At 33.8% G+C, this 21,529-nt stretch carries 14 protein-coding genes and 1 tRNA gene; 7 read left to right on the forward strand and 8 right to left on the reverse strand.

Annotated elements, in window-relative coordinates; all coding sequences use genetic code 11:
- Window positions 1–19 precede the first annotated feature (19 nt).
- Both PLA12_06360 and PLA12_06365 read left to right on the forward strand, forming a co-directional pair.
- Window positions 20–2,131: a CHASE4 domain-containing protein gene (locus PLA12_06360; protein ID HOQ32116.1), complete on the forward strand. Its 2,112-nt coding sequence runs from the start codon at window positions 20–22 to the stop codon at window positions 2,129–2,131.
- A gap of 4 nt (window positions 2,132–2,135) precedes the next feature.
- On the forward strand, window positions 2,136–3,518 hold the full coding sequence (locus PLA12_06365) for a sigma-54 dependent transcriptional regulator (GenBank protein HOQ32117.1): 1,383 nt from the start codon (window positions 2,136–2,138) through the stop codon (window positions 3,516–3,518).
- Between the two features lie 68 nt (window positions 3,519–3,586).
- Here PLA12_06365 and PLA12_06370 read toward each other — a convergent pair whose 3' ends face one another.
- The 7 genes from PLA12_06370 to PLA12_06400 form a co-directional block, all read right to left on the reverse strand.
- Window positions 3,587–7,582 (reverse strand): immunoglobulin domain-containing protein, encoded by a 3,996-nt coding sequence (locus PLA12_06370; protein ID HOQ32118.1) that lies wholly within the window; start codon window positions 7,580–7,582, stop codon window positions 3,587–3,589.
- Between the two features lie 171 nt (window positions 7,583–7,753).
- Window positions 7,754–7,829: transfer RNA gene (locus PLA12_06375), tRNA-Ala, on the reverse strand.
- A gap of 46 nt (window positions 7,830–7,875) precedes the next feature.
- On the reverse strand, window positions 7,876–8,442 hold the full coding sequence (gene folE / locus PLA12_06380; GenBank protein ID HOQ32119.1) for a GTP cyclohydrolase I FolE: 567 nt from the start codon (window positions 8,440–8,442) through the stop codon (window positions 7,876–7,878).
- Complete coding sequence (folK, locus tag PLA12_06385) at window positions 8,432–8,983, reverse strand: 2-amino-4-hydroxy-6-hydroxymethyldihydropteridine diphosphokinase (protein HOQ32120.1); 552 nt, start codon at window positions 8,981–8,983, stop codon at window positions 8,432–8,434. The genes folE and folK overlap by 11 nt, the downstream gene beginning before the upstream one ends.
- A complete protein-coding gene (gene folB, locus PLA12_06390; protein ID HOQ32121.1) occupies window positions 8,980–9,345 on the reverse strand; it encodes a dihydroneopterin aldolase in 366 nt (121 codons plus the stop codon). The genes folK and folB overlap by 4 nt, the downstream gene beginning before the upstream one ends.
- Window positions 9,329–10,078 carry an SDR family oxidoreductase gene (locus PLA12_06395; GenBank protein HOQ32122.1) on the reverse strand — a complete coding sequence of 250 codons (750 nt, stop codon included), beginning with the start codon at window positions 10,076–10,078 and terminating at the stop codon, window positions 9,329–9,331. The genes folB and PLA12_06395 overlap by 17 nt, the downstream gene beginning before the upstream one ends.
- 23 nt (window positions 10,079–10,101) lie before the next feature.
- Window positions 10,102–12,144 (reverse strand): PDZ domain-containing protein, encoded by a 2,043-nt coding sequence (locus PLA12_06400; protein ID HOQ32123.1) that lies wholly within the window; start codon window positions 12,142–12,144, stop codon window positions 10,102–10,104.
- 137 nt (window positions 12,145–12,281) lie between these two features.
- Here PLA12_06400 and PLA12_06405 point away from each other — a divergent pair, with 137 nt between their 5' ends.
- From PLA12_06405 to PLA12_06425, 5 genes are all read left to right on the forward strand, one after another.
- Window positions 12,282–13,427, forward strand: coding sequence for a prepilin peptidase (locus PLA12_06405; GenBank protein HOQ32124.1), 1,146 nt, complete (start codon window positions 12,282–12,284; stop codon window positions 13,425–13,427).
- Between the two features lie 10 nt (window positions 13,428–13,437).
- Window positions 13,438–14,439 carry a class I mannose-6-phosphate isomerase gene (locus tag PLA12_06410; GenBank protein ID HOQ32125.1) on the forward strand — a complete coding sequence of 334 codons (1,002 nt, stop codon included), beginning with the start codon at window positions 13,438–13,440 and terminating at the stop codon, window positions 14,437–14,439.
- 63 nt (window positions 14,440–14,502) lie between these two features.
- The gene (locus PLA12_06415) at window positions 14,503–15,078 is read left to right on the forward strand and encodes an RNA polymerase sigma factor (protein ID HOQ32126.1); all 576 of its coding nucleotides are present in this window, start codon (window positions 14,503–14,505) and stop codon (window positions 15,076–15,078) included.
- Complete coding sequence (locus PLA12_06420) at window positions 15,057–16,325, forward strand: FecR domain-containing protein (protein ID HOQ32127.1); 1,269 nt, start codon at window positions 15,057–15,059, stop codon at window positions 16,323–16,325. Before PLA12_06415 ends, PLA12_06420 begins: the two co-directional genes overlap by 22 nt.
- A 343-nt stretch (window positions 16,326–16,668) precedes the next feature.
- Window positions 16,669–19,569: a penicillin acylase family protein gene (locus PLA12_06425; protein ID HOQ32128.1), complete on the forward strand. Its 2,901-nt coding sequence runs from the start codon at window positions 16,669–16,671 to the stop codon at window positions 19,567–19,569.
- A 12-nt stretch (window positions 19,570–19,581) separates the two neighbouring features.
- Here the strand turns inward: PLA12_06425 and PLA12_06430 are convergent, their stop codons facing one another.
- Window positions 19,582–21,411 (reverse strand): DUF4838 domain-containing protein, encoded by a 1,830-nt coding sequence (locus PLA12_06430; protein ID HOQ32129.1) that lies wholly within the window; start codon window positions 21,409–21,411, stop codon window positions 19,582–19,584.
- Window positions 21,412–21,529 lie beyond the last annotated feature (118 nt).

Consider the following 21,529-nt stretch of genomic DNA (forward strand, 5'->3'; position numbering starts at 1 on the left):
TTTCAATTAAAAAAATATCATGAAATTAACATCTAAAATAATCGTTATCTTACTTATATTCTGGCTCTTTATATTATTTGGATATATTTTTATTTATGACAGGGTTGTTAAACCTACATTATCTCAATTTGAGAGGGAACTGGCTATTAATGAATTAGAAAGGTTTCTGAAATCTTTCGAAAAAGAATTGGTATACTTAAATCGAACTTGTGCTGATTATTCCTGGTGGGATGATACTTATGAATTTGTTATAAATAAAAATGAAACTTATAAACAAATTAATCTTCTGCCACAAACATACGAAGAAAACAATATAAATATGATTTTAATAATTAATAAGATGGGGGAAGTTGTTTTTGGGGAATGGTATAACCTGGATAAAAAGCAAAAAGATAAATTACCTGTAGAATTTTCTATACCTAAAATTGCTCTGACACATCCTTTGTTAACCTTTGAAAACCCAAAATCCGGAAGATTTGGAATTATTTCGACAAACTATGGAAATGTGGCTGTGGCTTCAAATATAATATTAAAAAGCAATCTGGAGGGAGAACCTCGAGGTGTATTTATTATGGGGAAACTGTTAGATGATAACTTCTGGGAAAATATTAAAAACCAAGTTTTATTAGATGTAAGTGTATATCCATATATAGAAAAAGACAAATTAATTTCTAATGCTTTTGATTATCAAATAAATGAAAAGAAAATTATACAGATACAGGAAAGCAAAGATGACAAACTTTTGTTATGGGATGTAATTAAAGACATATACGGAAATCCATTACTTTTAATTAGGTTAACACATACTCAAAATATCCTTTCTTCAAGCGATACTATACAGTTTCGTGGAATTACAGGCTTTGTCCTTGTAATGGTATTAGGAATTTTTGCACTCTGGATTGCTATCAAAAAACAAATTCTTACTCCGCTGCGGGATTTAACTCAAAACATTAGAAATTCTACCTATCGAGAATCTATTACCTTTCTGCCCAATATAGAAAAAAATGATGAGATTGCTCTACTGATTGTTCATTTTAATCGTATGGCATATAAAATTAATAAATTATTAGAAGAAAAATCGAAATTGGTTGAAGAACTGGCGGAACGAGAACAATATTTGGATTTTATAATTAATTCGGTACCCTGTGTAATTGTAGAAACTGATGGTAATGGCACTATCAAGACAATTAATTCTGCTATCGAAGAAATAACAGGATTAGCACCAAATGATGTAAAAAATAGAAATATGGGTGATATACTTCCTTCAAAAAGTATTTTCGAGTTTCTTAAAAAGATACAAGAAAATAAAGAGGGAGCAAATACTTTTGAAGTGGAGGAAAAAATATATATTAATAACAAAAACAAATATTTGCATATACATTTTCATAGAAACGAAAGAAATGGGCAAGTTTTTTATATTGGTGTAATATGGGATATAACCGTTTTAAGAGAGATTCAGGAAAAATATAATGAACAAAGACAAATGGCAATATTGGGGGAAGCAAGTGCAAGTTTGGCACATGAACTAAGAAATATGATTACTGCTATCCAAAGTGGTTTTGAACTTATGCGTCAAGAAAAAAACATAAAACAAAAGGAGGAAATAACAGGCGAGTTATATGTATCTATTTCTCGTTTGGAGGACACATTAAAAAAATTGTTGGAATTTGCAAAAAAATACCGATTAAATAAGACAAAAATATCTATTAAAGAATTAATCGAGGAACAATTTAAACAATGTATAATACAAAATAATCAGAAGTCTTCTATCGAATTTAAGATTATAGGAGATACTATCGCAGAAGTGGACACCAATCTTTTTTCGAGAGCAATTTCTAACATTTTAAAGAACAGTTTTGAGTCTATATCCAATCATGGAGAGATAAGAGTAGAAATATATGACAAAAATGATTATCATATTATAGAAATAAAAGATAATGGGGTGGGTATAGAAAAGGAGAATCTGGGAAAAATTGGAACTCCTTTTTTTACGACAAAAGCACAGGGAACAGGGTTAGGATTGACAATAACAAAAAAAATTATTGAAAGTCATGGAGGTAAATTAGAAATACAAAGTGAAAAAGGTGTCGGAACGAATGTTTTAATTATATTACCGTTTGAAAAAGGATAGTTTTATGCAAGGAAGAATATTGGTTGTAGATGATGAAAAATTAATTCGATGGAATATTATCGAAAAATTAAACCAGATGGGATTTATAACAGAAGAAGCAGGTAATGTAGTGGAAGCGAAACAAATTGTGCATAAAAAAATGTTAGACCTGGCTATTGTTGATTTAAGGCTTCCTGATGGCGAAGGTATGGATATATTGAAAGAGATATCTATTAAGCAACCTGGCGTGCCTGCAATTATGATTACGGCTTATTCAAGTGTTTCTAATGCTGTAGAAGCCATGAAAAATGGTGCCTTTGATTATATTAGTAAACCCTTCGAAATTGATGAACTTATGCTCAGAATTCAAAGGGCAATAGAACAATCTCATTTAAGAAATTCTATACAAGTGGGATTGCAACAAAATAAAAGGATTTTCAATCTCAGCCATATTATTGGTAAAAGTCCTAAAATTCAAGAGGTAAAACAGATTTTAAAAAGAGTGGCGGAATCTCCAAGTACTACAATACTATTATTGGGAGAAAGTGGAACAGGGAAAGATATAGCCGGTAGAGTAATACATTATGAATCAGAAAGGGCTATATATCCCTTTATGAATATTACCTGCACAGCCTTACCAGAAAATTTATTAGAGTCAGAACTTTTTGGATATGAACAAGGTTCTTTTACTGGAGCTGACCATCTTAAAAAAGGTTTGTTTGAACTTGCAAATTATGGAACTGTGTTTATGGATGAAATAGGGGATACCCCTTTATCGGTTCAGTCTAAAATTCTTAGGGTACTTGAAGAAAAAGCGTTTAAGAGAATAGGAGGAACTGCAGATATTTATGTAGATGTCCGTGTAATTGTAGCCACTAATAAAGACCTTGAGGAAATGGTGCGTGCAGGGACTTTTCGTGAAGATTTGTATTACAGATTAAATGTAGTGCCTATCGTTTTACCACCCCTTAGAGAAAGATGTGAAGATATACCTTTATTAGCCGAACATTTTTTAAATTTATTTAATAAAGAATTTAGAAGGAATCGTAAAGGTTTTTCAGATGAAGCAATGAGCAAATTACTTTCTTATCATTGGCCTGGAAATGTTCGAGAACTGAGGAATGTTATTGAAAGGGCTGTATTATTGGGCAAGGATGAAATAATACAGGGTGATGAAATTATATTAGGACGAGTAAGTTTTGGGGGAGTAAGGACTATGAATAATGAATTTGTATTATTACCTCCATCAGGATGCTCACTGGATGATGTAGAAAAGTCATTAATTCGTCAGGCATTAGAAAGAACAAACTGGAATTTAACTCGTGCAGGGGCTTTATTAAATATAACAAGAGACCAGGTCAGATACAAAGCAGAAAAATACGGGCTAAAACCTGAAAATAATAAATAACATATTTCTATTTAAAATATAAAGCAGTAGTAATTAATACTACTGCTTTATGCTTAACAATTAATAATTTACTTTATCAAACCTACGCAATAATTATCCTCACTTTCACCGGGACATGCATGGTAACCACCACTATTAAAGAACTGTATTAATCTTAATAGTTCAGTAAGAGATATGGACCAATCTTGCGGATAGTAATCACTACCATGCGGTCTGCATGATTTGTCTCCATCCAATCCGGGAAGATAACCATCTTCAGATGTTTCTGGTGCTACCGCACAATGATAACCGCCCGAATTAAATAACTGGATTACGCGTAATAACTCAGATAATTGTATTCTATTATCACCATTCTGGTCGGCAGAATGTTCTGTCGGAATTTCTCCCTCAGAAGAGCCTTCTCCCTCTACAATTCCTTCTCCTTCAATTGTTCCTTCACCTTCGGTTATTCCCTCAGTTGTGCCTTCGAGTGTTCCTTCGACAATCCCTTCACCTTCGGTTATTCCTTCAGGTGTTCCTTCGATGACACCTTCATCTTCAGGGATTCCTTCGATAGTGCCTTCTCCTTCAGGAATACCTTCGGGTGTTCCTTCAATAATACCCTCGCCTTCAGGAACAATTTCTACAAAGTTTGCTGTGATATTTCTATTTTTTGTCATACTTAATTGAATAGTAGGGGAATTGGCATCTTTTGTTTGTATATCACCTGACCAATTCAGGAAAGCCCATCCACTTGCTGGGGTTGCAGTGATTGTAACTGTTTCGCCATCCCAATACGGATAAGTTCCCGGAGATGGATTGGTTGTTCCAGAACCACTTACAAATACTGTCAGTTTCCACTGGGTAGACATTAGTTGTAATTGTCCACGGATTTCTCCATTCGGGTAATTTTGAGAACTTATCAAGAAATAATATAGTCCCATAGCAATTTCAGCTGCTTGACTGTTCTCAATTTCAGAATAGAAAGAAAGATTAGAAGGATTCCCGATATCAAAAACAACAGGGCCATTTACACCCGGCAAACCTTTATTAATAGTCATTCCCGTAGGATTAAGTACTGAATGCGTCCCAGATAAAGATATAGTATAGTTGTCACTACCGGGAACAGGTTGTAATACTCCGAAGGCCTGTCCGTAGGCTCCTGTAGATATAGGAGGAACAACCTGGAAACCCGTCATAGGATTCGCAATAACGAAAATGCCTTCTGGAGGAATAGGTCTTAAAACAACAAGTTTTGCCATAGCAGATGCAGTAGTCTTCACCGAATCCGTTGCTTCACACCAATATTCGCCAGCAGAATCATAAGTTACATCAGGGATACTTAGAATATTTGAGGGGGAACCAATAGGCACTCCATCTTTATACCATTGATATGTGATAGTCCCTAACCCTCCTGCGGTTGTTACTTGAAAATTCAAGTCACCTCCAACAAATAAATATGTATCTGATGGATTTTGTATAAAGCTAAGAGCGTCTACTACGGTTAGTGTTGCTATATTTGATGTAATAGTTTCAAAATTGTCCTGAACTTCGCAGAAATAATTGCCGGCTGTTTCTGTTTGGACATTTGAGAGGAGCAATTGTGGTGAGTTAACCCCTAAGTTAATATTAATACCTCCTGCTAATCGTTTGTACCAACGATATTGAACATTCCCTAAACCTCCGTCAATTACTACGGAAAATGTGTGTGTTGTCCCTTTGTAAACAGTAGCGGATTGGGGATGTTGAATAAAAGACATCCAATTAGCAACTTGTAAAACAGCGGGAGCACTTGTTGCACCTGCGTTTTGGTCTGAAACGAAACAGGTATATGTTCCTGAATCGGAGGGTTGTAAGTTCTCCAACACTAAAACAGGTTCTGTATATGGAATATCTACTCCATTTTTTCTCCATTGGTATCTATACGGTGGATACCCACCGGATATTGCAACTTCAAAGGTATGACTTTCACCGGTATGTTTTAATGCACCTTGAGGCTGAATATCAAAGTTAAACGGTGGGAATACTTGTAATGTTGCTTGTTCGGATGTGAGCATTTCTCTTGCATCTGTAACGATACACCAATAATTTCCCGCATCAGTTTCTTGTAAGGGATATAAGAATAGTGTAGAAGAGTCTGTTCCAACATGTTCTCCATCATGTACCCATTGATAATGCACTCCTCCTAAACCTCCTGTTACTCCAATTGTAAATGTGAAATCGTAACCAAGAATTCCAGAACCAGAAACAGGTTGTTGAATAATTTGCATATGTTCTGCAACTTCCAGAAATGCGGAATTCGATGTAATGTTATATACATCATCATAAATCACACATGTGTAATAACCCATATTTTCCAGTTGTGCATTTTCTATTGTTAATGTAGCGTCTTCGGCACCTTCAATGACTTCACCATTAAATTTCCATAAATAATGTAGTGTTCCATTGGGCTCTCCGGCAATAACAGGAACGAAAGTAAAATTTTCTCCAATATAGACACCGCCTCCTTGTAAGGGTTGTTCAAAGCGAATACGATTTAATATGGTTATTTCTGCCGTTTGAGATATAACCTGTTCTGAACCGCTATTCACAACACACCTATAAGAACCGCCATCTGATAATTGGATAGGATTAAAAGATATTGTTTTCTGTGTTTTACCTTCTAAATTTACCCAATTCACACCGTCCCATTTTTGCCATTGATAAGTAGGGAGATTATTTCCTCCACGAACATCAACAGACATGGTGTGACTATCTTCACCTGGAACAAGATTTTGTGCACCGACAGGCTGTTCTGTAATCACCAAAGGTGTGTATTGCACTTCTAATTTAGCTGGTGAGGAACGGCGAGTCCAGAGACTATCGCATATAGTTACAGTGAAATAACGGGGTTTAGTTGTAGGTAGTGGATAAGAAATTGTTAAGTCCTCTGTATATACAGGACTTCCAATAGTAGAGAAGTCATCTATTTTTATTTCTTCCCATTTGTATACCTGCGGTATGCCATTATTCTCTCCGCCTACCTGTTCAATAGAGAATGTAACCGGTGTGCCTGAGGTAACGGATTGTGATTCAGGTTGTGCTGTTATTTGTAAAGGTGGATTTTGAATAGATTCATTAACCATCCATGCCTGGCGATTACCACCGGCTAAAACATAAGAATCATAATTGTTTCTTGAATCATGGTTTAAGTTCCCTGTAGATGCCAATAATTCAGGATGGCAATGGAATTTTGAACAATTAAAATTACCTACAAATTCTTCAACTGTTCTGTCAATTTCCGAGCCATAAATTTTTATAGTAACGGGTGTTCCATTTGCGTCTATAGTTACTTCTATATCTTCTGTTTTTAATTCCGCCAAAATATTTGGTAAAACATCGCGTAGTACAGTATAAATGATAACCCTAAATACACTCTTTAGATGGTCTATTCCTGTAGATTCTCCCACAGTCATATAACCTGCAATTAAATTGACCATAGCATTTTTGAATAGCGGGCTTTGTTGCTCTAATAATTGCCAGAGAGTGGGAACACCTTCAAAATTACTTACAAATTGACTTACACATAAAGTTGTTACACCAAGTTTTACGCATACATCTTTATCCCCTGTGGTTATTGTAGTGCTACCTGTTAAACCATAGGCTTTTACCTGAACATTTCGAATGGTGATTTGTAATGTTTCTACTACTGCTTTGTTATAAGCAAAGTCATCTCGTATAGTCTGAACTTCATTAGCATTAAGATTTCCTAAAACACGAGACATGTCACCATTTAAAACAGCACCTAACATATCGAAATGATCATTATCGTTTATACCGTTACAATCATTGTCCGCATTGGAAAAATAAGGACTTGTTTGACACTGAACCTGTCTCCATGCACCAGGTTGGGGTTGTCCATATTCATCAATATAGTCATACCAGGTAGGCAGAAAGTCTGCCAGAGCGCTGTCTAATGTATTAAAGATAAAGTCAATATCATATTGGTCTTGAAAACATTGTGAAAAGGCAGTTGAAACTGTTATAGATAACAGTAACAAAATTAAAACACTTATAATGGCTATGCACCGACAATTTTTTATCATAATACAGTCTCCTAAAATATTTTTTCTTTTTTTCAACTTCTAATAACATTTTATCATAAAAAATTATCATATTAAAATAAAAATAACATTTATTTTTTTACTTTATTTTATAGATTGTTTTTGAAATATTCGGGAGGTAAGATTAATTGGATGGAGGGTATAACAAAAAAATGGTGGACCTGAGGGGGATCGAACCCCTGACCTCCGCATTGCGAACGCGGCGCTCTCCCAACTGAGCTACAAGCCCACGCTGAATATAATTTTATCACAGAGTAAAAGAAAAAATAAAACTTTCAGGATATTTTGCGTTGGAGTAAATCAAGGAATTCTTTTCGTGTAATATCGTCGTTATGAAAACTCCCCAAAACAGATGATGTGGTCATAACGGAATTTTGTTTTTCAACACCCCGCATCATGCAACAAAGATGTTTGCATTCCATTACAACACCAACACCTTCCGCGTGAGTATAATCCATGATAGCTCGTGCAATCTGGGCTGTTAGTCGTTCTTGTATCTGGAGACGACGAGCATAAAAATCAACGATACGAGCAATTTTACTTAAACCAATTACTTTTTTCTGTGCTATGTATCCTACATGACATCGTCCAAAGAAGGGAAGCATGTGATGTTCACAAAGACTATAAACTTCTATATCTCTCGATATTATCATATTATTACTTTCAGCCTGGAAAATAGCATTATTTATAATGCTTTGCAAGTCTTTTCGATAACCAGAAGTTAGAAATTCATAGGCTTTTGCCACACGATAGGGAGTTTTTTTTAATCCTTCTCTATCTGGGTCTTCTCCAATTTCAATTAAAAGTTCACGGATAAGTTCGGCGACTTTGTCAATATTCATGCAAGAATTCCTTCCATAATTTTTTTGTAAGATTACAGTTTATTTTTAATTTATGTATTTCGTAACAAGATACGAAAGAAAGTAAAGGAAGATTTTTAGGATAAATTATAAGGTTTGGATTAAGATATAACAAACCCGCAAATAAAAAATTCCTTGAAAATATATCCGGGTCAGGAATTACAAAATCTTCGCTATTAATTATAGTATCCCGAAATAATAGTATATCTAAATCTATCGTTCGTGGGGCATATTTATCAATAGAACGAACTCTTTTGAGTTGTTTTTCAATATTTCTTAACACATTAAATTTCAAGTCTATGGGTGTCATTTCTTCTATTAATTTCGTTTCAACAATACAATTAAAAAAATCAGGTTGTTTTTTACTTACACCTATTGGTGGAGTTATGAAAACAGGGGAAATATTGAGAATATCTAAATATTTTTTTAGTTCATGTAATGATTTTGGAATATTTATTTCAGGTTCAATATTAGAACCTATTCCTATGTAAATATATTCTTCAGGATTATCGGCTTGTATCATTTTTTCATCCGAGTAATTTCTACGGCAACACTTCTGGAAAAACGAAGGACACCCGGTTTATCTACTATTACAGTAACTCCCTTTACTTTCTCGAATGATAAACAAATATTTGCGATTTCTTCTGCCATTCGTTCTATAAGAAAAAAAGAAGAGTTTTCAATTGATTTTAAGATGGTTTTCTTTACTTTTTTATAATCTAATGCATCTTTAATGTCATCTGATATTCCAGCCGTTCTACAGTCTGTATAGAGGATTAAATTTATTAAAATATCCTGTTTTTCTCTTCTTTCATCGGGTTCAATTCCAATAATACAACGGACTTGTAAATCACGAATATGAATTTTATCAAATAATTCCATCATTTGAACTCCCTAATAAAAAGCGTCCTCCATCTATGAATATAACCTGTCCTGTAATGAATTTTGCTTTTAGCAAAAAGATTACAGCATCTGAAACATCATTTTCATCACCAAATGTTTGAAGTGGATTGGTTTTGCTCATTTTTTTTAGGTATTCTTTTGTTTCACCCGGAGGTGGAAGTATTAACCCCGGGGCAACAGCATTTACTCTTATTTCAGGGGCAAATTCTATGGCTAAAATACGGGTAATATGACGAAGTAATTGTTTTCCTAAATAATAAGATGCATGTCGCGGGTCGTAATCCCAGAGACGGGTATCTAAAATATTTATAATAATACCTTTTTTACAGTGGGAATGAAGGTACCGTGCTAATTGTAAGGGTGCCCATGCATGGATGTTTACAGAGGTAATTAAATCCTCATGGGAAAACATCTTTATGCTATGTTCTGGGAATATACTTGCATTATTTATAAGAATATCTATTTCTCCTAATTTATCTACCGCAGATTTGAATATTGTTTCTCCCGCATTAGTTTCATTCAAGTCTTGTTTTATAAGTGCCGTTTTTATAGGATATTTATTTAATATTTCTTCTAATTCTTTGGCGTCTTTATCGGAAGAGTTATAATGTAAAGCGAGATTTACACCTTCCTGTGCTAAACAGATAGACAAATGCCTACCAATTCGTTTTGCACTACCCGTAATAATTGCATTCATTCCTTTTAAGGATAACATCTTTAAATTTTACCTAAAATTATTTATTTTATTTCTATTTTAACAAAATATTTTTGTATTCCCCTCTGGATTTCAAAAACAAAATGATTTATATTTTGTTCTTTTATACTGTTTAATGTTTCTTTAAAATCCTGTACATTTTCTATGGGGTCATTTTGTATAGATAAAATAATATCTCCTTGTTCTAATTTAGCAAGGCTTGCCCAACCTCCAGAAATAACTTGTTCAATAAATACTCCTTTTGTGTCTTCTTTTAAATTCATATCCACTCTATCATAGAAACATAAATCTCTTACGGTAAATTCCAACCATTCGTCTTGATACTTTTCAACCATATTTCGTGGAATAGGTTCTTTAATAAGTTGTATAGGAATTTGTTTAATTTCATTTTCTCTAATGATAGAGATTGTTATTTCCTGGTCAATAGAAAAACTTCGAACTCTTTCCTTCCATTCTTCGTAATCATCTACTTTGTTAGCATGAAATTTTTCATTTTCAATTTCTTTAATAACATCTCCTACTTTTAACTCCTCTAATCCTTTTTCTTTTATGGGATAAATACGGGTTATTATAAATCCACCTTCTTCTAAATTCTTTTTTTTCGCCATTTCCTTTGTAAGGACCTGAACTTCAACACCTATCCAGGGTTTGCTGGCTTCTCTAATCGGTTCTATAGTTCGAGATGCCCCAATTTTTACCATTGAGTAAATTCTATTATGATTTCTTTCTGCTACTACAAGAACTTCCTCTTTTTTTTCTTCTATAAGTGAATGCGTTTTCTTTTCTAAATCTTCTAATGAGGATATCTTTTCATTTTCAATTTCTAATATGAGATCTCCAGTTTGTAAGGATGGCTTTGCCTCTGCTGAACAGCCCCCCATCCGTAGAGATGTAATAAGAACACCATTGGTATTGTCCCTATTTCGATTAAGAGCAAAAAACCAGTTAAGATTTTTGGCGGTAAAACCCCATTCTTTGAACTCTTTTTCTTCTGTTTGTGGAAAATCGTATAAAACAGGAGTAACAGGAATATCCAAATTAACGGAATCCCGAATAATAGAAAAGTTCACAGGTTTATCGGTTGGGAGTGAACATAAAATATTATTAATTAATGGAATTTGTTCCATATACTTGACATTAATAGGTTTATTATCTATCTGTATTAAAATATCTCCTGTTTTTATACCCGATTTATCAGCAGGAGAGCCAGGATACACATATCGAATAAGTGAGCCTTTCTCTATTTTTTCTGCTTCTGTAATAGGTTGTATTTCAAGTCCTATCCATGTTCTATTTACTTTGCCACTTTGTATAATATCATTTACCACTTTTTTTACTAAGTTGGAAGGAATGGCTCCACCAAGAGCATATTTAATTTCATTTATACCCACAATTTCTCCCTGAAGATTAACAAGAGGACCACCCGAACTACCGGGACTGATTTCAGCATTATGTCCTAACCAACATACCAAACTTCCGATATTTTCGCCTTCTTCCGAAAACATTTCAAAACTATTTAGTTTATAAGGTAATATCATTCGTTGGTTGCTAATAATACCCAAAGTAACAGACGGGTTTAAGGCCATGGGAGAACCCATCGCCAAAACATAATCACCCACTTTTATATCATCTGAGTTTCCAAAAGTTCCAAAAACAAAATTTTGAGGCTTATCCGTAATAATTTTTAGGACGCTAATATCTGTCAGGGCATCTGTTCCTATCAGTTTTAATGGATAGTTATTTAAATTTGCAAAGGTGCAATCTGCAAAATATGCCTTGCCTGCTACATGATGATTTGTCACAACATAACCATCATTAGAAATAACTACTCCACTACCATATTTTTCCTGTTTTAATTCCCTTCCTTCTGAGTAATATTTCTCAACAACATGTATCCGAACCAGTGCAGGTTGTAGTTTATCTACCGTTCGAATAATAGTATCTTGAATTTGTTCGGGAAAAGTTCCTATATTAGATGGAGATGTATTTTTTTCTTCACACACTACTGGAATAATAGGAGATAATAGGAAAAGAAACAGAAGAATAATTTTTGTAAAGAGGTGCATATTTTGTCTTTCTAATTATAAAAAATAGGAATTGTATTTTTAGGTTGTTTATAATATGAAACTTATATGATATATAGAAATATATTAACCTGTATATTTTATATTAAAAATCCACATTAAGGAAAGTAATTATTATAATGAAAAATTTAGTGCAAATTGATTCTTTACATATTTTCTTTATAATTGTTAGTGGTATGTTTGGTGCGGTATTTGGTAGTTTTTGCAATGTTTGTATTTACAGATTTCCCCGGGGAGAATCTATAATAAAGCCCGCATCTCATTGTCCTAAATGCCAGAACCCTATTGCCTGGTATGATAATATTCCACTGATTAGTTGGATTATTTTATTAGGAAAATGCAGACATTGTAAAGAAAATATTAGCATACAATATCCACTTATTGAATTAATTACGGCTTTATTATTTGTAATTGTGTATTTAAAGTTTCGATTTTCTCTGGCTACCGTTATTTATTCCTTTCTTAGTGCGGGTTTAGTAATTGTTATCGTTCAAGATTTGCAAACATGGACAATTCCAGATGAGATAACTTTAACAGGAATATTAGTAGGTATTGGGGTGTCCGTATTAGGTATGTTTTTCCCGGAACAGGGATTACGAATTCAAAATCCTTTGGAATCAATAGATGGCGTGGCTCTTGGGGCTTTGCTTATTTGTCTAATGGATTTGATTGTTATTTTATTAATGAGAAAACCAGGAATGGGATTTGGTGATGTAAAACTGTTAAGTATGTTAGGGGCATTTTTAGGATGGCGGGGTGTTTTAGGAAGTTTAATGATTGGTTCTATGGTGGGAAGCATAATAGGATTTTTTGTTATATTGTATTATCGTTATATAAAGAAGATAGAAGAAGGGGAAGAAGGAACGGAAAAGGATGATGCTAATTTCTACCCTATTGACCCTATTGCGAGTATTTTTTTAGGAATATCTTCCATTTATTTGACAATAAGATTGTTATTCTCCCTAAATCAAAATGTATCCACAACAATTCCCAATGAAATTATACGGGGATTCTCTTATTTAGTTATTGCTTTTATGGTATTTTCACTTTTCATAGCCCTTATATCTGTTTTTATATGGAGAAGACAGACTACTACAGACACGAAAACCAATTTGGACATCAATGAAGAAGAAATGGAAATAACTTTAAAGGCTCATTATATTCCTTTTGGTCCTTATCTTTCTTTGGGAGGTTTCATTTTTCTATTATTCGGTCCAGAATTAATTTCTAAATATTTACAAATTCTTGCTATCACACAACAATAATAGAATACCTATGAAAAAAATGTATAATGGAAATGAGATAAATCGTTATTTTATTTTTGATGAAGGGTATTTTCCAAAGCCGTGGGGAAATTTTTATTTCAAAGAGAAACTAAATAAAAACATATTAAGTAATGAACCTATTGGCGAAGCATGGTTAATTTCGGATAGGGAAGAGTATCAGAGTTCTATTATCCATGGACCCTTAAAAGGTAAAAAAATCAATGAAGTAATAAACACATTTCCAGAATTTATTTTTGGAACAGATAAAACAAGTCCTTTCCCCAAAAAATTTCCTTTATTATTAAAATTGATAGATGCTAATGAATTATTATCTGTGCAAGTTCACCCCGATGACCCAACAGCACTGAAATTAGGGGAGCAGGACTCAGGCAAAACAGAAATGTGGTATATTCTTGACGCAAAACCTAATAGTTTTTTATATATCGGACTTAAAAAAAATGTAAAAAAAGAACATCTGATAAAAGAAATAAATCATCATAGAGATATTGATAAATTACTGAATAAGATTTATGTAAAACCGGGTGAACATTATTTAATTCCAGCAGGAACGGTTCATGCAATTGGTCCTGGTATTTTATTAGCGGAAATCCAGCAAAATAGTAATGTTACATATCGATTATTTGATTGGAATCGGGTAGATACTAACGGGAAACCAAGATTATTACATATTGAAAAAGGAATGGAATCAATTCAAGAAGAAACTATATTGCTTAAAGCAAAGAAAGTAGAGAAAAAACATACTTTTGGAATTGAAAGATATTTATGCTCTTGTCCTTATTTTATAGCAAAATATTGGGAAATAGAAAAAGAATGTAAAATATGGGATAATAATTTCAGTTTTCATATAGTATTATCACTAAGTGCTTCATATATAAATATTTATGATGAAAATATAAAGTTAAACAAGGGAGAAGCCTTATTAATACCTGCAAAGTCATGTAGTAGTGTTGTAATTAAAGAGGGTATATTATTAGATTATTATCAAATATAAATGTTCCATTACGGAACATTCTATTCTATTTAAGGGATTCCTATTATCATATATCCAAATCTTATGGAAGAAATAACGAAAGAAATAAGGTTAATTAATGAATGCCTGAACGGAAATGTTGAGGCATTTCGGGATTTAGTTATGACATACCAAACAGCGGTATATGCAACAGCCTTTTACTATGTTAAAAATTCAAACATAGCAAAGGAGATTGTTCAGGAAGCATTCATTAATGCCTACAAAAATCTTCATCAACTCCGTGATTTAACAAAATTTGGAAGTTGGTTAAAAGAAATTACAACTCGTATTTCATTTCAATATATACAAAAGAAAAAAGAAATTGGCAATGATAGGGTTGAAGGAAAAATTATACCGATAAGTTCCGAAAAGTTAGATGGAAAGAATCCTTCTCTATCATTTGAAGAAATAAAATTTGCTATACAACAATTACCTGAGAGATACAGACTTCCTGTAGTATTAAAATTCTTAGAAGGAATGAATTACGAAGAAATCAGCAGGTTTACAGGAGAATCTCCGGGAGAAATAAAAGGGATACTACAAAGAGCGGTAAAACAATTACAGAAAATATTTGATAATATAGATGGAGAATCTAAACAATGGCAAGATGTTCACAAATAGAACCTGAGTTGCAGGCATATCTTGATGGTGAATTAAGTAGAGCCAAAGAATTAATTGTGGAAGAGCATTTATCTGCCTGTTCGCAATGTAAACATGAATTTGAAGTATTGAGGAAAAGTAATGCTCATTTGTATGAATCGCTCAGTCCTTATAAGTTAAACGAGTCGTTAGATGAACAAATCATGAAAAAACTTCCAGAAATAGATATTAACTTCAATCAAACCCACCAAATTACATTACGAGTAAAACATCAGGATGAAAGCCCATATTCATTTTCTAATATATTTCCTTATCTTGCTTTAACAGCAATGACTATTCTTGGTGTTTTTATATTTGTTAGCTGGCCATATCGAGATATTTCAGACTCGGAAAGAATTGGGGTAGCCATTAACTTAGAAGGTAACAGTTCTATAATAAACAAAGATATAAATAATATAATGAAAAAAGATAATTTAGCCTCTATAAAAATGGATAATTATATAGAAACAAAAGAAAATTCTATAGTTTATTCATATTTAAAAGGCAATTCTGTTTTGAAATTAGCCGGAAATACAAGGATAAAAATTATAGATGAGCGAACCGTAAATTTAGAAAAGGGGAAAGTTTGGTTTGATATTGGCAAAGATAAAAAGGTATTTCGAGTAAATACACCACAAGGGGTTGTAACCGTGTTTGGTACAGAGTTCCAAGTAGAAGTAGATTCTTCACAGATATTAACAACAGTTCATAGGGGGGAGGTCACGGTGGAAACAGCCAACCAATTTGTTGTCCTTAGACAAAACCAACAAGTTTTGTTGAAAAATAATACATTTGCTTCGGAAATAAAGAATTGCGATGCGGAAAAAATAATTTCATGGGCAAAAGAGATAGAACCGTCAGAACGCATATTACAAAAGGTATCTGCCTATTTCGGTACTCAAAAACCATTACCTATAACAACACCTGCATCGCAAGTATTTGTAGTCCCTATACAAAAGAAAGAAATTTCATCTCTTGAATTATTCTGGGATAAACAAAAGAGCATTAACTCCAATTTTACGATTTATGCTTCAGATGATGAATTAAAACCTTTATTCCGTTTTAAGTTAACAAATAACTTATTAGAATCGTTTGATGGAGCGATTACTATACCAATTCCTACAGATGTATCTCTTCGAGATGTGAAACTTTTACATATAGAAATTATATCTGATGATTTAGATGATTCATCTTTAATGCCATTTACCAGGGTTTTTGCAAAAAACTAATATGGATATTATTTTAGACATAAATAAGAAACAAAATAAAGCCCACCCTGTCGGGAGGCATGTTGAAGCAAAAAACAAAGTCAAATTTCTGCCTCACATCACTCCTTCCCCAGAAATACCTGCAGCCAAAATAACTGCTTTCATGCATGCCTCCCGCTTTAAAATATTGATTTTTCTCAGTAAAGTGGGCTCGATGATATATTCGGCGAAACAACTGTCTCCTCTCTCCACTCCTTCCTCAAGAGTACCAGCCTAACAAAGCCGCATCGAGCCCCTTCTCTTTTTTTCGTTTTCTTTCGTTGTTATAATAAACATAAAATATAGATTATGTAGGGGAAAACAATTGAAAAAAACAACAAAAAAAATCTGGATGGCTTTTCTGATTTGTTCAATTTGTTTTTTTGTTTTTTCCCAAATACAGGCACAGGAATGGACAGAAACATATTGGGAACAACTTGAAATATATAAAGATGATTATGGAATTCCCCACATTTTTTCTAAAGATATTCGTGCATTAGGTTTTGGTTTTGGATATGTTCAGGCACAAGACCACTGGGAATCTATGTTACTTTCATATCGTTTAGCAAATGGGAAACTGTCTGAAGTTTTGGGAGAAGGGGAAGAAGCGTCAGACCGTTTTTCAATACAGGCAGGGCATAGATATTACGGCATACTGGCGTATAATAATTGTGACCCTACAACAAGGGAATTATGTGATGGCTTTGCAGAAGGAGTAAATTCGTGGATTTTAGAAAATCGCGATAAATTGCCGGATTGGGTAGATGGTGTCCAGCCGCAGGACATTTTTTCTTTATGGCATGCATTTATAGTTTCCCTTGCCCCAATGGATATACTTACTTTTCAAAAAAGACCTCCCGTTTTAAAGTCTGGATTTGCCTTTACAATATCTTCAGAGAAGAGTAGAGAGAATACACCTATATTTGCTTTGAGTGGCCATCAATTTTATCAAGGTCCATTTCGTTGGTACGAAGCCCATCTAATATGTGGGGACTATAATGTATATGGTTGCACACTATATGGGTTACCCATACTTTTGCAAGGGCATTCCCTAAAACATGCATGGGCAATAACACCGAATCAATCTGATTTTGCAGATGTGTTTATTGAAAATCCTATGTCTGATTTCGTTAGAAACCCCAAATCTATGTTAAACATGCCCAATAGAGAGGATGAAAAATCGTTACTATTATTACAATATATGTCGCAGAGTGATAGTTATTATGTAAAAACTCCAAATGGTGTGGAACAAAGATTTGTCCCGGTGCATATAACATCCAGAGGTCCACTTTTACTTGGTGCTGGGAATGAGTTTTTTTCATGGAAAATTGGAGGATATGAAGATGTAGGGATGTTTTTCCAACTATGGGAGATGGGGAGAAGTGATTCTTTAGAGAAATTTAAACAGGCGGTATACCTTCATCAACTTCCTTGTTTCCACATTTTATATATGGATAATTCAAATCAATCTTTTTATTTTTATTCAACAAAAGTAGGATTAAGAGAACCTCCTCCAGGTCTTTCTGAAACAGAGGTAGAACAAATAAGAAATATTAATTGGACAACTCCTGTATCACCAAAATTCTATCTAATAGGCTGGAAGTATTTGCTTTCTCCTGAATTACTCCCATCAATACAAAATCCTGCCACGGGTTATATGCAAATCTGTGGAGGACCACCCAATTCGATAACTGATGATATAAAAATTTCCAATCCAGATTTTTCGTTAAAGTGTGTCAAAGACATTGAAAATGTTGTAAGTAGAAGGATAAAAAATGTTTTAAGAACAGAAAAAAGGTCTTTAAGGGAAATGCAATCGTTACTTTTAGAAGACCTATCCTGTTTGGCTATTGAAACATTACCACGCATATTAAGTATTGCAAATAATCATGGGCAAGAATTATCCTCTCTCCATCCGGACTTACCTCTTGCTGTTCAAATTTTGAATAATTGGAATTTACGAATGACAACGGAAGGTTCTGCACCTGTTATTTTTAATCTGTGGTCTCATTTTTTTAGTAAACAATCAGGATTTATTCCGAGTATTGAAGTAGAACCTTTCTATTCGTTAATGAATAGAAATAAGGAGATAGAAGGACCTTGTTTAGATGCACTGGCAAATGCAGTTCGTTATTTGAAAAATAACCGAAACAGTATAGATATAAACTGGGGAGAAATACACCGCATACAGAGAGGAGCCGAAGAATTTTCATTGGGGGGTAGCGAAATTGGAGGAACGCCTTTTTTGCTGTCAGAAATTCCACCTGATACGGAACGATGGGGACATATTAATTATGGAATTGGATTTGCCCTTGTAACAAGGTTGGGCTCCGTGATGGAATCTTACTCTATTCAGCCTTTTGGTAATTCTGAGTCTATACAATCACCGCATTATAAAGACCAATTGGATTTGTTTCGTAATAGGCAAATGAAAAGGAATCGATTTTACCCGGAAGATATATACCGATTTGCGGAACAAGGAATAGGGAGACGATTGGTTTTTATTCCGCAGGGAGGCATTGGAGAAATTCGGTGTAGTAGTAGTTCGAGGATTACAGTATCTATGGATGCAACGATAGAACCTCCTTCGCAACTTCCGGAGGGATTAATCTCTTTTTCTGTATTTATAAAACCGCAATATACCCCTAAAGAGGCCCATGTTCAATTCGGCGTAAGATTGTATATACCTAATGATATATGTGCCCCCGAAAACATTTCACAACTTTCATTATATTATTATGATGCTTCTTCGGGATGGGTTCGTCCTGAAAACCAAAATTCAGATATTACTGGTGGTTTTGTGGAGGGTGTTTTTGATGTAAATTCTGTTTTTGGAGTTTTAGGTCCTAAAGAAGTAGCATTAGCCAATTCCGAAGAAAAATCTGGAATGATAGACAATAATCAACAAAATATCACAGGACAAGGAATTTTCTCTCCGGGATTACCGGGTGAAATACCCACTGCATTAAAGAAAAAGGGGAATTTCTTTTTCTCTATTCAAGGAGGTCAAAAAAATAATCCATTACCGAAACCAATGGATTTACCTGTGATAAGAGATGAAGACACTCAAAAACAGTTAGAGAAGGCAAATAATGAAGACAAAAAATTAGAAAACCCAACGGATAATAAAAATAAAACTAACAAAAGAAACAGAAGTAAAGACAAAACGACTTCCGAAAATATTCAACCTAAACAAATCAGAAAAAATTTTACAATAAAGAAATAACCCTAACTTAAGTTACAGGGTTGTTCCTAACCATTCTTCGATAATTTTCTTATAATCTGCTATACTTCCATTTGATTCTCGATATTGTGTTACATTATTCCGTTCAGCAATTTCAAAAAAGCGTTTGGCACGCGGTATCATTGTAGGGTCTTCATTTTTCATCTTCAGGTCCATATCTCTCTTTCTGGCTCTTTCCATAATTGTATAGTCAATACTTAATCTTGCTACCTTCACTCTTTCTAATACTTCGGGTTTATCTGCCACAGCGTTTTCCGCTTTATCGAAAATTATTTCTGCCTGTTTTAACATCTCTGGTGTTATATGTTTGCCATTAGGACCTACCCAGATATTCATGTGAAGTTCTCTTTTTTGGATTGGTTTATGTATTAGTTTTAGGTATTCCATGATATAAGGTCCGGCATCTTCGTAAAAAGCATCAACAAATTCACTAATCGCTAATTTATCATCATAATTGGGGTCCCATAATAATTTTGCATTTAAGTAAGCACTAAGTTCGTTAAATTCTCCATGAAAGGTTGTATAGGTATCCTGTTCAAATATACCCGTAACATTGTGCTTTACAAAAAATCTTATGTTAGGTGCTCGAACTTCAAGATTTGGGAATGGAACTAAATAATGACTGAATGATGTTACATAGTCCCATACCCATAAACGATTGCATATTTGAGACCAGCCTTCGACATCCTTAACAAAATCACGATTCTGTTTTGAAACACAACTTTCAAAAGGATGAGCAAAACAACACTCAATACTGCAAAGACGAATAATAACATTAGGTTCAGGCCGCATTGTCTTTGGAGGTTTTCGAGACCATTGATAGGCAAGGGTATCTATAACTTTATCGGGAAATTCATCACGCACAGCACGGGCAACACTATTCACGAGGTATAATAAAGGTCCCATCTGAGAATCTTCAGCGGTTGCTAATTCAGAACACTTCGGACACTGGCAAAAATTTCCCCAATCGTTCTGGGAAACTGAAAATACCTTTGCTTCGGGATGTTCTCTCATCCGTTTTTTAACTTCCTCTATAACTAATTGTATTACTTCTTCATTTGTGCAACAGAGCTGGGTTCTTTCTTTTATCCTCTTCCCATCTACCATAGAAAAGTATTCAGGATGGGTATCAAAATATTTTTCCGGGGGAACAAGTGAATCAAAAGTATGAACAAAGCCATAATAAGTAATCTTACCTCCATGTTTTTCTTCAAGTCGGCAGGTATTCCCATTGGCACGATTGCGGGCACACCAATCTCCATCTATAAAACCATCCATTGTAAAAGGTTCCCTATATTCTAAAGGAGGTATAAAGATTTCATTCATGGCAGGTAAGGCAATGGTATCCATTTTGGGAATTCTACTTACCGTTGGTGTAAACCAGCGGCAGCCTAAATGGTCATCAAGAATACCATAAACCCCATATAGAGTTCCTCGGGGTTCTCCTCCTGCAATAATAATGTTATCCTTAGTAACAAGCAGGTTATACCCTTCCTCTCCTAAATTTTCCCAATCAATTTTATAGTCGATTTTTTCCAATCGTTTACTTTTTCCTAATATTATTTCCTTACTTTGAACAGGAGAAGAATCAGTAATAATAGGTAATTCGGCACCACTCATTTCTTTGATGAACTTCTGCAATTCTTCACTTGCATATTTTACAGAGGGAATACAATTTTCTGGTATAACAATACTACATTGAGGGGTTCCATTTTTTACAATTATGAAATAATCTCCCATAATCAACGAAGGTTTTCGAGCACAACCCGAAGTTATAACTAATAAGGCAAGTAATACTATTAGAGAGTTCTTTAAAAATTGCATATTGAATCTCCTATCTATTAATTTTAATCAGACTGTTACTGTGATATATAAAATAATATAAATAATTTCAAAATTACGAATTTAAAATGTATATGTCTATAAAAAAATCTATTCAATT

The organism is Candidatus Hydrogenedens sp. (assembly GCA_035378955.1).
Classification (GTDB): Bacteria; Hydrogenedentota; Hydrogenedentia; order Hydrogenedentales; family Hydrogenedentaceae; genus Hydrogenedens.

Coding starts and splice junctions, on each gene's coding strand:
- folE (HOQ32119.1), bottom strand. CDS start 8,442: ATGAATATTGACAAAGTCGCCGAACTTATCCGTGAACTTTTAATTGAA.
- folK (HOQ32120.1), bottom strand. CDS start 8,983: ATGATACAAGCCGATAATCCTGAAGAATATATTTACATAGGAATAGGT.
- folB (HOQ32121.1), bottom strand. CDS start 9,345: ATGATGGAATTATTTGATAAAATTCATATTCGTGATTTACAAGTCCGT.
- PLA12_06395 (HOQ32122.1), bottom strand. CDS start 10,078: ATGTTATCCTTAAAAGGAATGAATGCAATTATTACGGGTAGTGCAAAA.
- PLA12_06365 (HOQ32117.1), top strand. CDS start 2,136: ATGCAAGGAAGAATATTGGTTGTAGATGATGAAAAATTAATTCGATGG.
- PLA12_06415 (HOQ32126.1), top strand. CDS start 14,503: ATGGAAGAAATAACGAAAGAAATAAGGTTAATTAATGAATGCCTGAAC.
- PLA12_06410 (HOQ32125.1), top strand. CDS start 13,438: ATGAAAAAAATGTATAATGGAAATGAGATAAATCGTTATTTTATTTTT.
- PLA12_06405 (HOQ32124.1), top strand. CDS start 12,282: ATGAAAAATTTAGTGCAAATTGATTCTTTACATATTTTCTTTATAATT.
- PLA12_06430 (HOQ32129.1), bottom strand. CDS start 21,411: ATGCAATTTTTAAAGAACTCTCTAATAGTATTACTTGCCTTATTAGTT.
- PLA12_06400 (HOQ32123.1), bottom strand. CDS start 12,144: ATGCACCTCTTTACAAAAATTATTCTTCTGTTTCTTTTCCTATTATCT.
- PLA12_06420 (HOQ32127.1), top strand. CDS start 15,057: ATGGCAAGATGTTCACAAATAGAACCTGAGTTGCAGGCATATCTTGAT.
- PLA12_06360 (HOQ32116.1), top strand. CDS start 20: ATGAAATTAACATCTAAAATAATCGTTATCTTACTTATATTCTGGCTC.
- PLA12_06370 (HOQ32118.1), bottom strand. CDS start 7,582: ATGATAAAAAATTGTCGGTGCATAGCCATTATAAGTGTTTTAATTTTG.